This window comes from Cellulomonas chengniuliangii (assembly GCF_024508335.1).
Classification (GTDB): domain Bacteria; phylum Actinomycetota; class Actinomycetes; order Actinomycetales; family Cellulomonadaceae; genus Cellulomonas_A; species Cellulomonas_A chengniuliangii.
Genome location: NZ_CP101988.1, coordinates 454,197 through 467,311 on the forward strand (window position 1 = coordinate 454,197; position 13,115 = coordinate 467,311).

13 protein-coding genes are annotated in these 13,115 nt (G+C 71.5%); 11 read left to right on the forward strand and 2 right to left on the reverse strand.

The window, feature by feature from the left end; translation table 11 throughout:
* Positions 1-6 precede the first annotated feature (6 nt).
* Positions 7-1,011, forward strand: a complete 1,005-nt coding sequence (locus NP064_RS02180; RefSeq protein ID WP_227568150.1) for an ABC transporter ATP-binding protein — start codon at positions 7-9, stop codon at positions 1,009-1,011.
* On the forward strand, positions 1,004-1,804 hold the full coding sequence (locus tag NP064_RS02185; protein WP_227568149.1) for an ABC transporter permease: 801 nt from the start codon (positions 1,004-1,006) through the stop codon (positions 1,802-1,804). The genes NP064_RS02180 and NP064_RS02185 overlap by 8 nt, the downstream gene beginning before the upstream one ends.
* 57 nt (positions 1,805-1,861) lie before the next feature.
* Here the strand turns inward: NP064_RS02185 and nhaA are convergent, their stop codons facing one another.
* Together nhaA and NP064_RS02195 are read right to left on the reverse strand one after the other, a co-directional pair.
* Positions 1,862-3,118, reverse strand: a complete 1,257-nt coding sequence (gene nhaA / locus NP064_RS02190; RefSeq protein WP_227568148.1) for a Na+/H+ antiporter NhaA — start codon at positions 3,116-3,118, stop codon at positions 1,862-1,864.
* A 184-nt stretch (positions 3,119-3,302) separates the two neighbouring features.
* Positions 3,303-4,307 carry a DUF4862 family protein gene (locus NP064_RS02195; RefSeq protein ID WP_227568147.1) on the reverse strand — a complete coding sequence of 335 codons (1,005 nt, stop codon included), beginning with the start codon at positions 4,305-4,307 and terminating at the stop codon, positions 3,303-3,305.
* Between the two features lie 298 nt (positions 4,308-4,605).
* Between NP064_RS02195 and NP064_RS02200 the strand changes: the two genes are divergently transcribed.
* The 9 genes from NP064_RS02200 to NP064_RS02240 all read left to right on the forward strand — a co-directional run bounded on the left by NP064_RS02200 (position 4,606) and on the right by NP064_RS02240 (position 13,104).
* The gene (locus NP064_RS02200; RefSeq protein ID WP_227568146.1) at positions 4,606-5,658 is read left to right on the forward strand and encodes a TRAP transporter substrate-binding protein; all 1,053 of its coding nucleotides are present in this window, start codon (positions 4,606-4,608) and stop codon (positions 5,656-5,658) included.
* A gap of 25 nt (positions 5,659-5,683) precedes the next feature.
* On the forward strand, positions 5,684-6,190 hold the full coding sequence (locus tag NP064_RS02205; RefSeq protein ID WP_227568145.1) for a TRAP transporter small permease: 507 nt from the start codon (positions 5,684-5,686) through the stop codon (positions 6,188-6,190).
* A 14-nt stretch (positions 6,191-6,204) separates the two neighbouring features.
* On the forward strand, positions 6,205-7,515 hold the full coding sequence (locus NP064_RS02210) for a TRAP transporter large permease (RefSeq protein WP_227568144.1): 1,311 nt from the start codon (positions 6,205-6,207) through the stop codon (positions 7,513-7,515).
* Positions 7,516-7,663: 148 nt separating this feature from the next.
* Positions 7,664-8,503 (forward strand): 5-dehydro-4-deoxy-D-glucuronate isomerase, encoded by an 840-nt coding sequence (kduI, locus tag NP064_RS02215; RefSeq protein WP_227568143.1) that lies wholly within the window; start codon positions 7,664-7,666, stop codon positions 8,501-8,503.
* 88 nt (positions 8,504-8,591) lie between these two features.
* Positions 8,592-9,383 (forward strand): IclR family transcriptional regulator, encoded by a 792-nt coding sequence (locus NP064_RS02220; RefSeq protein ID WP_227568142.1) that lies wholly within the window; start codon positions 8,592-8,594, stop codon positions 9,381-9,383.
* Between the two features lie 64 nt (positions 9,384-9,447).
* Positions 9,448-10,239 carry an SDR family oxidoreductase gene (locus NP064_RS02225; RefSeq protein WP_227568141.1) on the forward strand — a complete coding sequence of 264 codons (792 nt, stop codon included), beginning with the start codon at positions 9,448-9,450 and terminating at the stop codon, positions 10,237-10,239.
* Between the two features lie 60 nt (positions 10,240-10,299).
* A complete protein-coding gene (locus NP064_RS02230) occupies positions 10,300-11,316 on the forward strand; it encodes a C-terminal binding protein (protein ID WP_227568140.1) in 1,017 nt (338 codons plus the stop codon).
* A gap of 10 nt (positions 11,317-11,326) precedes the next feature.
* Positions 11,327-12,352, forward strand: a complete 1,026-nt coding sequence (locus NP064_RS02235; RefSeq protein ID WP_227568171.1) for a zinc-dependent alcohol dehydrogenase — start codon at positions 11,327-11,329, stop codon at positions 12,350-12,352.
* Entirely contained in the window at positions 12,349-13,104 is a 756-nt protein-coding gene (locus tag NP064_RS02240; RefSeq protein ID WP_256813761.1) for an SDR family oxidoreductase, read from the forward strand. The genes NP064_RS02235 and NP064_RS02240 overlap by 4 nt, the downstream gene beginning before the upstream one ends.
* The last annotated feature ends 11 nt before the right edge of the window (positions 13,105-13,115 follow it).

A 13,115-nucleotide genomic window follows, 5' to 3' on the forward strand; every position in this document is an offset into this window, starting at 1 on the left:
TCTGCGGTGAGCACAGACGTACTGATGATCGAGGGTGTGACTCGGCGCTTCGGCGCGGTCGTCGCCAACAACCAGGTGAGCCTGCGGGTGCGGGCCGGGGAGGTCGTGGGCCTGCTCGGCCACAACGGCGCCGGCAAGACGACGCTCGTCTCCCAGGTGGTCGGCCTGCTGCGCCCCGACGCGGGAGCCATCCGCGTGGGGGACGTGGACGCCGTGGCCGACCCGGCCGGCGCCCGCCGCCGCGTCGCGCTGCAGGCCCAGGCCCAGGCGCCGATCAACGGCCTCACGCCCCGCACGGCCATCGAGCTCGCGGGCCGGATCCGCGGCCTCTCGCCGCGGCGCGCCCGGGCCGCGGCCGAGGAGCTCGCCGCCGAGCTCGACATCCTCCCGTGGTTCGACCAGAAGGCCCTGCCCGAGGGCGGGGGCCTCTCGGGCGGGGTGCGGCGGCTCACCTCGTTCGCGATGACGGTGGTCGCCCCGACCCCGCTCGTCGTGCTCGACGAGCCGACCAACGACATCGACGCGTCTCGCCGACGGCGGCTGTGGGACGCGGTGCGTCGCATCGGGGACGAGGGCGCCGGGGTGCTGCTCGTGACCCACAACGTGGTCGAGGCCGAGCGGGTGGTCGACGAGCTCGTGGTCCTCGACCGCGGCACGGTGGTCGCCGCGGGCAGCCCGGCGTCCCTGCGGGGCAGCCACGACACCGACCTGCGCCTCGAGCTGCAGCTCCACCCGGACGGGGCCGACCCCTCCGACCCGCTCGACGCGGTGCCCGTGCCCATCACCCGGCGCGTCCGCACCGGCCGCCGCGTGCTCCTCACCGTCCCCGCGGCGCAGGCCGCCCCAGCCGTCGCCTGGGCCACCGACCTGCGGGAGCGGGGCAGTCTCGACGGCTACTCGCTCACCCCCGCGACGCTCGAGGACGCGTACCTCGCCGTCACCACGTCCGAGTCCGCTGACGAGGCCGAGTCCTCCGACGCCCCCGCCACCGAGGAGGCCTCCCGTGCCTGAGACCACCATCGCCGAGCGCCCCGCCGGTCGGTCGACCGCGTTCGTCCCGCCCCGCGTGGGCCTCTGGAGCAGCTACCGCACGCTGCTGCGCTGGCAGATCGGGCAGACCGGGAGCGACCTGCCCATGATCGTCGTCATCCAGGCGCTGCTCGCCGCCGGGGTGGTGGTCGGCTTCGGCTTCCTCATCCCCGACATCTCTCCCGCGTCCGCGCTGTTCCTGTCGACCGGCACGCCGACGGTCCTGCTCATGGTGGTGGGCCTGACGATCGTGCCGCAGGGGGTGGTGCGCGCCCGCACCGACGGCACGTTCACGTACCTGCGGTCGCTGCCGGTGGCCCGGCCGCTGCTCCTGCTGGCCGACCTGACCGTGTGGCTGCTCGTGACGCTGCCCAGCATCGCCGTCGCGGTGATCGTCGCGCAGCTGCGGTACGACCTCGCGCTGGCCTTCGACTGGCCGCTGCTGATCGCGGCGTCGTTGCTGGTCACGGTCACGGCGACGTCGGTGGGGTACGCGATCGCCGTGACCTTCTCCCCGATGATGGCGCAGGTGCTCAGCCAGGTGCTGGTCTTCTTCGTGATGCTGTTCTCGCCCATCACCTTCCCGGCGAGCCAGCTGCCGGGATGGTTCCAGGCCGTGCACGACGTGCTGCCGATCCGCCCCGCGGCAGACCTGCTGCGCGCCGGGCTCGTCTCGGACGTCTACTCCGCGAGCCTGCGCGACCTGCTCGTGCTCATCGCCTGGTGCGCGGCCGGCCTCGTGCTGAGCACCCGGGCCCTGGTGCGCCGGGCCTGAGCCGGGCGCGCCGGCGCGGTGGCCCCCATCGGGCGGGGCCACCGCGCCGGCGGCGGGTCAGGCGTCCGCGTCGGCGGGGAGCTGTGCCGCGACCTCGGTCCGGGCGGCGACCCGGGTGCGCCACGTGAGCAGCGCCCCGCCGATCGCCGCGGACAGGAGCGAGCCGATCAGCACGGCGGCCTTGACGTGCTCGCTGTGCGGCGAGGAGGCCGGGAACGACAGCTCGCCGATCAACAGCGAGACCGTGAAACCGATGCCGGCCACGCAGGCCACAGCGGTCAGGTCGAGCCAGCGCACGCTGGCGTCGAGCCTCGCCTTGGTGAGCTTCACCAGGAGGAACGTGGCCAGCAGGATGCCGATGGGCTTGCCGACGACGAGGCCGAGCGCTACGCCCTGAGCGGTCGGGTCACCGGCGGTGCTCGCCAGGGCGTCGGGGCTGAGCGTGACGCCCGCGGCGAAGAGCGCGAAGACGGGCACGGCGAGGCCGGCCGAGACCGGGCGCCACAGGTGCTCGTAGCGCTCGGCGAGGCTGATGGAGGCGCCGTGGCGGGCGATCGCCGGCACCGTGAATCCGAGCAGGACGCCCGCGATGGTGGCGTGGATCCCCGAGGCGTGCATGAAGCCCCAGGCCAGGACGCCGAGCGGGATCAGCACCCATGCGGTCATGCCGCGTCGGCGGACGAGGAAGCCGAAGGCCGCGATGGCCAGGATCGAGGCGCCGAGCCACGCGAAGGCGAGCGACTCGGTGTAGAACGCGCCGATGACGACGATGCCGAGCAGGTCGTCGACCACCGCGAGTGTGAGCAGGAACGCGCGCAGCGCGGTGGGCAGGCGCTTGCCGAAGATGGTCAGGACGGCGACGGCGAACGCGATGTCGGTCGCGACCGGGATGGCCCAGCCCTCGAGGCTGCCGGTGCTGCTCACCGAGTTGACCAGGGTGTACAGGAGCGCCGGGACGGCCATGCCCCCCACGGCCGCCAGGATCGGCACGATCGCGGTGGACGGCCTTCGCAGCTGCCCGGTGACCATCTCGCGCTTGAGCTCGACGCCCACCACGAAGAAGAAGATCGCCAGCAGCCCGTCGGTGGCCCACTGGGACACCGATAGGTCCAGATGCAGCGCGCTCGGGCCCAGGACGATGTCGCCCAGCGACACGTACGCCTCGCGCCAGGGCGAGTTCGCCCACAGCAGCGCGACGACGGCGCCCGCGAGCAGGAGGATCGCGCCGGTGTTCTCGGCGCGCAGGGTGTCCGCGAAGTTCTTGCGTCCCCCCGGGGTGAGTCGCCCGAACAGCGCGGGCTTGGCGTTTGACATGGTGCATCCCTCGGTCGGTGCAGCGCGCCCCACGTCGTTGCGGGGCGTGCCGGTTCGGAACCCTAATCGCCGGGCCTGGGCGTCCCCGGGCCGGTGATCCCGTGGGATCCCGGCGCCGGGGTGGTACTCCCGCGCGCGCCGCACGCGCGTCGCGCGCGAGAGTGAAGACCACGCGCTCAGGGGGTCACATGGAGGCCCCGGCGGCGGGCGTGATCGCGGCGCCGGGGTCGCGGGCGACCCTGGCCCGGGCCTCGGCCACCTGCTCGAGGGCGGCTCGTGCCACGGCGAGCCGCGTCGCGACATCGGCGTCGGCGGGCCGCACCGAGATCTTGACCGCGACGATCTCGGGCTCGCCGGCGGCGAGCGTCGCGGCGGCCTGCTCGACGCCCAGCAGCGAGGCCGCGCTGGCCGCGAGAGCGTCGTGGCCCCCGCGCGGGGCGATGTGGGCGTCGCCCCAGGCGGGGCCCCAGGCGGTGTCGACGTCGCTGGCGCCGGACAGCACCACGGCGCGCAGCAGCCCGGCCTCGCGGGCGGCGCGGGCGTGCTCGACGGGGGTCTGCGCGGAGCGGCCCTCGATCGCGGAGCGGCCCCAGTTGAGGCTCAGGCCGATCGGCGCGTCGGCGTCCGCGACGGCGCGCACGGCCGCGATCTCGTCCTCCAGCGACCAGAAGCCCTTGGCGGCGGCCTGCCCCGGGACCCGCGCGTCGCAGTGCTCGACGAGGAGCTCGGCGCCGGCCAGGTCCCAGGAGGCGATCTCGGCGAGCGAGCGGGTCAGGGCCTCTCGCGAGCCGGCGTCGGGCCCGGGCGCGCTGTGCACCTGGATGCCCACGACGCGTCGGCGTCCGTGCTGGTCGGCGAGGCGCAGGGCGAGGTCGCGGGCCTGGGCGACGTCGTCGAGCGCGCGGGCGCGGGCGGCCTCGTCGGTGGATGACAGGCCATACCCAGGCAGGTCCTTGAGCCTGCCCATGACGGTGGGGATGCAGGTCACGAGCAGGTCCCACGACGGGTCCAGGTGCGTGGCCTCCCACGCGGCCTGCTCGTCGACCGGCATGTCGGCCCGCAGCGGCAGCTCGAGGCCGTCGACCCCGAGCTCGGCGACTCCGGCGTAGAAGCGCCGTGCGTGCTCGGGCTCGGCGGGGGCCATCGCGTAGGCGCCCAGCAGGACGCCCGTCAGGGGGTGGGGGGTCATGGTTCCTCCGTCGTTCTCGCGCATCGTCGCGCGATCTCAGTGGGCCGGCAGGCCGAGCCGTGAGTCTCGAATTGGTATCGATCGTGCGTCCGGGACCTACGTCACGTTGGCGCAACACCTACCGTGTGGCTAACTTGTTCCGCACGTCAGAACTTAGTTCCATTTTCGCGAACGCCGCCAGTGTCGTCTTCGGGCAGTGCAGCCGGGAGGCCTGGGGCGGACGCGGGAGTCGTGCAGCACCCAACCCGGTGCGGCCCACCTGCTCACGTCGTCGTGAGCCGACAGAGGAGTTTCCAGAATGAGGCGAAACAAGGTTGTTTCGATCGCCGCGACGCTCGGCGTCGCCGCTCTCGCGCTGACCGCCTGCAGCGCGGGCACCGGCACGGTGGACAAGCCCGCCGGCGGCGCGACCGGCGCATCAGATGGCGGCGCCGCTGCCACGACGGTTCTCAAGCTGGCGTTCAACCAGCCCGAGACCCACCCGCAGTACAAGGCCCTCGACGCCATGGGCGACCGGCTCAAGGAGCGCACCGACGGCGCCTACGACATCGAGATCTTCCCGAACGAGACCCTCGGCGCCCAGCGCGAGACCATCGAGCTGGTCCAGGCCGGGACCATCGACATGGCGTTCGTCGCAGGCTCGCTGCTCGAGAACTTCAACTCGGACTTCGTGGTCTTCAACCTGCCGTTCACGTTCGACTCGCAGGAGCACCAGAGCGAGGTCACGAACGACCCCGAGATCGTCGGCGACCTCTACAAGTCGCTCGACGACCAGGGCATCCGCGTGGTCAGCGCCTTCCACGGCGGCATCCGCTCGGTCTACAACTCCGACAAGCCGATCAACACCCCGGCGGACCTCGCCGGCATGAAGATCCGCGTCATCGAGTCGGACACCAACCTCGAGATGATGCGCCTCATGGGTGGCACCGGCACCCCGATGGGCCAGGGCGAGGTCTACACGGCCATCCAGTCCGGCGTCATCGACGGCGGCGAGAACAACGAGCTGATCTACGCGAACCTCAAGCACGCCGAGATCGCGCCGTACTACAGCTACACGCGCCACCTCATGTTCCCCGACTTCATCATCACCAACCCGAAGGTCCTCGAGGCCATGGGCCCGGAGATCGAGGCGATCTTCAACGAGGAGATGGCCACGGCCCGCGCCGACGAGGCCGCCTTCTGGAAGGACGACGTCAAGACCGCCCAGGCAGCAGCCGAGGCCGCCGGGGCGAAGTTCAACGAGGTCGACGCCGAGGCGTTCGCGACCGCGCTCGAGCCGCTCATTGAGTCGAAGCTCTCCAACGACGTCGTCCGCGACATCTACGCCAAGGTCCGCGCCGCGGCCAAGTGAGCCGCTCGTCCCGAAGAGGTCTGACATGACCGCAGTCAAAAATGCGCTGGACCGCATCCTGACGTGGGCCTGCGTGGCGTTGTTCGCCGTGCTCGTCGTGGACGTCTCGTGGCAGGTCTTCGCGCGGCAGGTCCTTGACAGCCCCAGCGGCTGGTCCGAGGAGCTCGCCAAGTACCTGTTCATCTGGTTGGGCCTCTTCGGGGCGGCGCTCGTCTTCGGCGAGCGCGGGCACATCGCCGTGGACTTCGCCGTCCGTCCGCTCCCCAAGGTCGTCCAGGTCTGGCTCACCGTCGTGGTGCAGGTGGCGATCCTCGCCTTCTCCGCCCTCGTCCTCACCTGGGGCGGCTACCGCGTGGTGTCGCTGGCGTGGGACCAGAACCTCACGGGCCTGCCCGTGAACGTGGGGCCGATGTACCTGGCCCTGCCGATCGCCGGGGTGCTGATCTGCTTCTACACCCTCTACCACCTGATCCGGATCCTCACCGGCGCCGAGAAGGCCGTCGATGAGGAAGCCGAGCCCGAGCTTCTGTAAAGGAGGACGACACCATGGATATCGCAGCACTCGCAGGCCTCGTCCTGGTCCTGGGCATCGTCGTGCTCCTGCTGATCGGCGCGCCGATCAGCGTGGCCGTCGGTGGCTCGTCCGCCGTGGCGATGATCGTCATCCTCGGTTTCGAGAACGGCGTGCTCACCTCGGCCCAGCAGATCTTCCGGGGGATCAACTCCTTCCCCCTGCTCGCCATCCCGTTCTTCGTGCTCGCCGGCGTGATCATGAACAACGGCGGCATCGCGCTACGGCTGATCAACGCCGCCAAGGTGATGGTCGGCAAGGCCCCGGGCTCGCTCGCCCAGGCCAACGTCGCGGCCAACGCGCTCTTCGGCGCCGTCAGCGGATCGGCCGTCGCGGCCGCCGCCGCGGTCGGCTCCACGATGGGGCCGCTGCAGGCGAAGGAGGGCTACGACAAGAACTTCGCCGCGGCCACCAACATCGCCTCGGCGCCGTCCGGCATGCTCATCCCCCCGAGCAACCTGATGATCGTCTACTCGCTCGTGTCGAGCACGTCGATCGCCGCGCTGTTCGTCGCCGGCTACGTCCCCGGCATCTTGTGGGCCGTGACCTGCATGGTCGTGGTCTACCTGTACGCCCGCAAGCGTCCCGAGCTCAAGGTCACCGAGAAGATCACGCTCGCCCAGGGCGCCAAGATCATCCTCGACGCGGTGCCGTCCCTGGCGCTCATCGTCGTGGTGATCGGCGGCATCCTGGCCGGCTACTTCACCCCGACCGAGGGCTCCTGCATCGCGGTCGTGTACTCGCTGGTCCTGTCCTTCATCTACCGGGCGATCAAGGTCAAGGAGCTGCCCGGCATCCTCATGGACGCGACCCGCACCACCTCGGTGGTCATGTTCCTGATCGGCGTCTCGTCGGTCATGGGCTTCGTGATGTCGTACGCGAAGATCCCGGCGATGGTCTCGAACGCCATGTTCCAGATCAGCGACAACCCGGTGGTCCTGCTGCTGCTCATCGCCGTGGTGCTGCTCATCATCGGCTGCTTCATGGACCCGACGCCGGCGGTGCTGATCTTCACGCCGATCTTCCTGCCGATCGTCACGAGCTTCGGGATCCACCCGGTGCACTTCGGCATCATGATGGTCTTCAACCTGTGCATCGGCACGATCACCCCACCGGTGGGACCCGTGCTGTTCGTCGGGGCCAAGGTCGCGAACCTGGCCATCGAAGACGTCATCCGCCGTCTGCTGCCGTTCTTCGGCGCGCTCATCGTGATGCTGATCGTGGTCATCTTCACGCCGGCGCTGTCCCTCTGGCTGCCGACCACCCTCGGACTGGTGATGCCGTAGGTGGAGGCACCGCTGGGCGGGGCACGTCCCCCGTGCCCCGCCCAGCACCCCGACTTCTCTCCTTATATATAGGGCCCGCTGCGCACCGCTCCCTCGGAGCCGGCGGACCACGCGTCCCGTACGCGGCCCACGCACGGAAAGGCATGTCATGGAACAGCGCTACGCCACCAGCCCGGAGCACGTCCCGGGCATGGACACCGCCGAGCTGCGGCGCCGGTACCTCGTCGAGGACCTGTTCGTCCCGGACGACGTCAACGCCGTCTACACCCACCACGACCGCGTCGTGCTCGTCGGGGTCCTCCCGGTGACCACCGCCGTCGCCCTGCCGACGTTCCCCGAGATCCGCAGCGACTACTTCTTCGAGCACCGCGAGGCGGGCATCGTCAACGTGGGCGGCACCGGCACGGTGACCGTCGACGGCGTGGTGCACACCCTCACGCACGGCTCCTGCCTGTACGTGGGCCGTGGCGCCCGCGACGTGGTGTTCGGCTCGACGGACCCCTCCGGCGACCAGGGCCCGGCGCGCTTCTACGCCGTCTCGGCGCCCGCGCACACCGCGTACCCGACCACGCTGGTCGAGGCCGGCCAGGGCAACGTCCGCGAGCTCGGCGACGCGCTGACCTCCAACCGCCGCACGCTCAACCAGTACATCCACGAGAACGGCGTCCGCAGCTGCCAGGTGGTCATGGGCGTCACCACGCTGCACCCCGGCAGCATGTGGAACACCATGCCGGCGCACACGCACGACCGCCGTATGGAGGCCTACCTCTACTTCGACCTGCCGGAGGACGCGCGCGTCATCCACCTCATGGGCGAGCCCACCGAGACCCGGCACCTGGTGGTCGGCAACCACCAGGCGACCATCGCCCCGAGCTGGTCGGTGCACTCCGGCGTGGGCACCGCGAGCTACAGCTTCGTGTGGGCCATGGCGGGGGAGAACCAGTCGTTCGACGACATGGACACCTTCCCCGTCGCCGACATGCGCTGAAAGCGACTCGGTTCCGACACCGACCTGGTACGACAGGCATGACGTCGGTCGCGGAACCGACCACCACCCCACACGACAGGCAGAAACCATGGTCAACGAGGTCGAGAACCAGGACGCCCCGCAGGGCACCGGCGCTGTGAGCGCGAGCGAGAAGACGCTGCTCGTGCTCGAGGCGGCGATGGCGCATCCCCGGTTCACGGACGTGGTGGAGGCGACGGGGCTGGCGAAGGCCACCGTGCACCGCATCCTCGCGACCCTCGCTGAGCGTGGCTTCGTGGCGACGGGATCGGACGGCGGGTACCTGCCCGGCCCGAAGATCCTGTCGCTCGCCGGGCTCGCGCTCCAGCGCATCGACATCTCGGCCATCTGCCAGCCGTTCGTCGACGACCTCGTGGACCGGGTCAAGTGCACGATCCACGTGGGCGCCGCGAACGGCGACGAGATCGTGTACCTGATCCGCACCGACTCGGACAAGCCCTACAAGATGCCGTCCCGGGTGGGCCACGCGATCCCGATGCACTCCTCGGGCATCGGCAAGGTGGTGCTGAGCGACTACAGCGCCGACGCCGTCGCGCGGTTCGTCGCCCGCGCAGGCCTGCCCGGCCGCACCGAGCACACGATCACGACGCTCGAGGACCTGCGCGGCGAGCTCGCGCACGTCCGGTCGGTCGGGTACGCGCTCGACCGTGAGGAGAACGTCCCCGGCGTCGCCTGCGTCGCCGCCCCCGTCCGCGACCACACGGGCGCCGTGAAGTACGGGCTGAGCATCTCCACGCTCACCCTCGAGCACTCCCTCGAGCAGGTCGAGGCGATGGCCCCTGAGGCGATCGCCGCCGCCGACCTGATCTCCGAGGCCCTGGGCTACCACGCCCGGGACTGACCGTCGGCGCCACGCAGTCGTGCGTGTCGCCGTGCACCGCACGACCCATAGGAAGCGCAGACACATGAGCAACGCAGCCCAGACCCCCGCACAGTTCGCCGAGTCCCTCCTGAGCATCGAGGGGAAGCTGGCCGTCGTGACCGGCGCGAGCCAGGGCATCGGCCTGGCGATCGCGACGACCCTGGCCAAGGCCGGCGCGGACATCATCGGCGTCAGCCACGACATGCCCGAGGGCGACAGCGCTGCGCGCGCCGCCATCGAGGGCGTCGGCCGCGAGTTCACGCCGATCCGGGCCGACTTCTCCGACCGGGCGCAGGTCGCCGAGCTGGCCGCCCGCCTGGTGGACCTCGACATCGACATCCTGGTCAACAACGGCGGCACGATCCGCCGGGTGCCCGCCGCGGTGCACCCCGACGAGGACTTCGACCACGTCCTCGACGTGAACATGCGCACCACGTTCGTGCTCACGCGCGAGATCGGCCGCGGCATGATCGCGCGCGGCCACGGCAAGGTCGTCAACACCGCCTCGATGCTCTCGTTCCAGGGCGGCATCAACGTGCCCGGGTACACGGCGTCGAAGTCGGCCGTCGCGGGCCTGACCAAGGCCTTCGCGAACGAGTGGGCCGACAAGGGCGTCAACGTCAACGCGGTGGCCCCCGGGTACGTCGCGACGGCCAACACGCACGACCTGCGCCGGGACGCCGAGCGCAGCGAGTCGATCCTGTCGCGCATCCCCGCCGGCCGCTGGGCCGAGGCCGAGGACATCGCCGGCGCCGTGCTGTTCCTGTGCTCGCCCGCCGCGAGCTACGTGCACGGAGCGATCCTCCCCGTGGACGGCGGCTGGCTGGCCCGCTGAGCCGCCGGTCCCACCCGCCCGGGCCTGTCAACGCCGACACCTCGTAGCAAGGAAGCCACCGTGCGCATCGTCATCACCGAGTGCGACCACGACACGTTCACCGCCGAGCAGGCAGTGGTGGACGCGGCCGGGGCCGATCTCGTCCTCACCCAGTCCAGGGACGCCGCGGAGCTGGTCGCCAACGCGGCCGGCGCCCAGGGCATCCTGGTGCAGTACGCGAAGATCACCGCCGAGGTGATGGACGCCCTGCCCGAGCTGCGGGCGATCGGCCGCTACGGGGTCGGCGTCGACTCGGTCGACGTGGCAGCGGCCACCGCGCGCGGGATCGCCGTGTGCAACGTGCCGGACTACGGCACCGAGGCGGTGTCCGACCACGCGATCGGGATGGCACTGGCCGTGGCGCGGGGCATCCCGCGACTCGACCGGGGCGTGCGCGCCGGCTCGTTCGACCTCGTCGCTGTCCGTCCGCTGTACCAGACGCGGGCCCGGGTGTTCGGGGTCGTCGGCATGGGGCTGATCGGCACGGCGACGGCCCGCAAGGCCGCCGGGCTGGGCTACGAGGTGATCGGCTACGACGTGGCCGCGGAGCCGGGGGCGGCCACGTTCCACGGCTTCCCCTCGGTGTCCCTGGCCGAGCTGCTCGAGCGCTCCCAGGTGGTCTCGGTGCACGTGCCGCTCACCGAGACCACCCGCGGGATGATCGGCGCCGCCGAGGTCGCGCTGCTGCGCGACGACGCGATCGTGGTCAACACCGCGCGCGGCGGCGTGATCGACAGCGACGCGCTGGTCGAGGCCCTGCGCTCCGGGCGCATCCGGGGCGCCGGCATCGACGTGCACGAGACCGAGCCCATCCCCGCGGACGACCCGCTGACGGCCTTCGACAACGTCGTCCTGACCCCGCACCTCGCCTGGTACACCGAGGAGTCCTACGACGAGCTGAAGTGGCGCACCGTCGAGAACGTCGTCGAGGTCTGCGCGGACCGCGTGCCCCGCAACATCGTCAACCCCGAGGTCCTCGGGGCCCCAGGGCGCAACGCCACGTGCCCGCCCGCCACCACCCGCACGACAGGAGCATGACGTGAGCAGCATGAAGGCGGCCGTCTGGACCGCCACGGACGAGGTCGCCGTCGCCGAGGTCGCGATGCCGCACGTGCCCGAGGGGTGGGCGCTGGTGCGGGTCGCGTACAACGGCATCTGCGGCACGGACCTGTCGATCCTGCACGGCAAGCACCCGCGCGCCCAGGCGCCGCTGGTGATGGGCCACGAGCTCTCCGGCTGGGTGGAGCGCGCCGGGGCCACCGGCCCCGCCGAGGGCGCCCTGGTGATCGCCGAGCCGCTGATCAGCTGCGGCGAGTGCAAGGCCTGCCGTGACGGGCACGCGCACGTGTGCCGGCGGCTCGGGCTGTACGGCATCGACACCGCGGGCGGCATGGCGCAGTACGTGGCGCTCCCGCCCGAGGTGCTGCACGAGGTCCCCGCGGGTGTCGACCCCCGCACCGCGGCGCTCGCGGAGCCGCTCGCGGTCGCGGTGCACGCCGTGGCGCTGTCCGGCATGGAGCAGGGCGACACCGTCGCCGTCTACGGCGCCGGCCCCATCGGCATCCTCACCGCGCTGGTCGCACGGCACGAGGGCGCGGGCCACGTGGTCATCACCGAGCCGAGCCCGTGGCGCCGCGAGGTCGCCGAGGGCATGGGCTTCACCGTGGTGCCCGAGGGGTCGACCATGGCCGAGGCGCTCGCGCCGCTGACCGACGGCGAGGGCGCGGACACCACGTTCGACAGCGCCGCGCATCCCAGCGTCGCCGCCGAGCTGACCGCGGTGACGCGGGTGCTGGGCCGGATCGTGGTGGTGGGGGTCTACAAGCAGCCCACGCCGGTGGACCTGCGCGACATCTGCTTCAAGGAGCAGTCGGTGGTCGGCGTGCGCGTGTACACGTCCGCCGATGTGACCCGCGCGATCGAGCTCATCGCCTCGGGCGCCCTGGGCCTCGACGGCTTCCCGACGAAGGCGTTCGCGCTCGAGGACGTCACCGCCGCGTTCGACGCGGCCACCTCGGGGCAGGACTGCCTCAAGGTCCTTCTCACCCCCCTCGATGGAGCGGCAGACGCATGAGCAACGCCTTCGACCTGACCGGCAAGACCGCCGCGGTGACCGGGGGAGGGCGCGGCCTGGGCCTCGGCATCTCCCAGGCGCTGCTCGAGGCGGGCGCGGACGTGATCGTCTTCGGCCGCAGCGGCATCCCCGACGAGCTGACGGCGCTCGCGGGCCGACTGGGCCGCGAGGTCGCGTTCTACGCGCTCGACCTGGCGGACTCGGACCAGATCGCGGAGGTGGGCGCCCGGGTGCTCGCCGAGCACCGCGTGGACGTGCTGGTGAACAACGCGGGCACCCAGGACCGGTACCCCGCCGCCGAGTTCCCCCTCGAGGCGTGGGACCGGGTCATCGACGTGAACCTGCGCTCGGTGTTCCAGCTCTGCCAGATCTTCGGGCGCCCGATGCTCGAGCGCGGCGAGGGCAAGATCGTCAACCTCGCGTCGCTGCTCAGCTTCCAGGGCGGCATCACGGTGCCCGCGTACGCCGCGAGCAAGGGCGGAGTCGCCCAGCTCACCAAGGCGCTGTGCAACGAGTGGTCCGGCAAGGGCGTCAACGTGAACGCGGTGGCGCCGGGCTACATGGCCACCGAGATGAACACGGCGCTGCTCAACGACCCGGTGCGGCTCGAGCAGCTCTCGGTGCGGATCCCCGCCGGGCGCTGGGGCCAGCCGGAGGACATCGGCAACGTCGTGGTGTTCCTCGCGTCGCAGGCCTCCGCGTACGTCCACGGCCAGGTGCTGGCCGTCGACGGCGGGTGGATGGCGCGATGAGCTGTGCCCGC

Excerpts from the sequence above, each read along its gene's own strand:
- NP064_RS02205 (WP_227568145.1), top strand. The coding sequence starts at position 5,684 with ATGACCGCAGTCAAAAATGCGCTGGACCGCATCCTGACGTGGGCCTGC.
- NP064_RS02225 (WP_227568141.1), top strand. The coding sequence starts at position 9,448 with ATGAGCAACGCAGCCCAGACCCCCGCACAGTTCGCCGAGTCCCTCCTG.
- nhaA (WP_227568148.1), bottom strand. The coding sequence starts at position 3,118 with ATGTCAAACGCCAAGCCCGCGCTGTTCGGGCGACTCACCCCGGGGGGA.
- NP064_RS02235 (WP_227568171.1), top strand. The coding sequence starts at position 11,327 with ATGAAGGCGGCCGTCTGGACCGCCACGGACGAGGTCGCCGTCGCCGAG.
- NP064_RS02220 (WP_227568142.1), top strand. The coding sequence starts at position 8,592 with ATGGTCAACGAGGTCGAGAACCAGGACGCCCCGCAGGGCACCGGCGCT.
- NP064_RS02210 (WP_227568144.1), top strand. The coding sequence starts at position 6,205 with ATGGATATCGCAGCACTCGCAGGCCTCGTCCTGGTCCTGGGCATCGTC.
- NP064_RS02240 (WP_256813761.1), top strand. The coding sequence starts at position 12,349 with ATGAGCAACGCCTTCGACCTGACCGGCAAGACCGCCGCGGTGACCGGG.
- NP064_RS02200 (WP_227568146.1), top strand. The coding sequence starts at position 4,606 with ATGAGGCGAAACAAGGTTGTTTCGATCGCCGCGACGCTCGGCGTCGCC.
- kduI (WP_227568143.1), top strand. The coding sequence starts at position 7,664 with ATGGAACAGCGCTACGCCACCAGCCCGGAGCACGTCCCGGGCATGGAC.
- NP064_RS02195 (WP_227568147.1), bottom strand. The coding sequence starts at position 4,307 with ATGACCCCCCACCCCCTGACGGGCGTCCTGCTGGGCGCCTACGCGATG.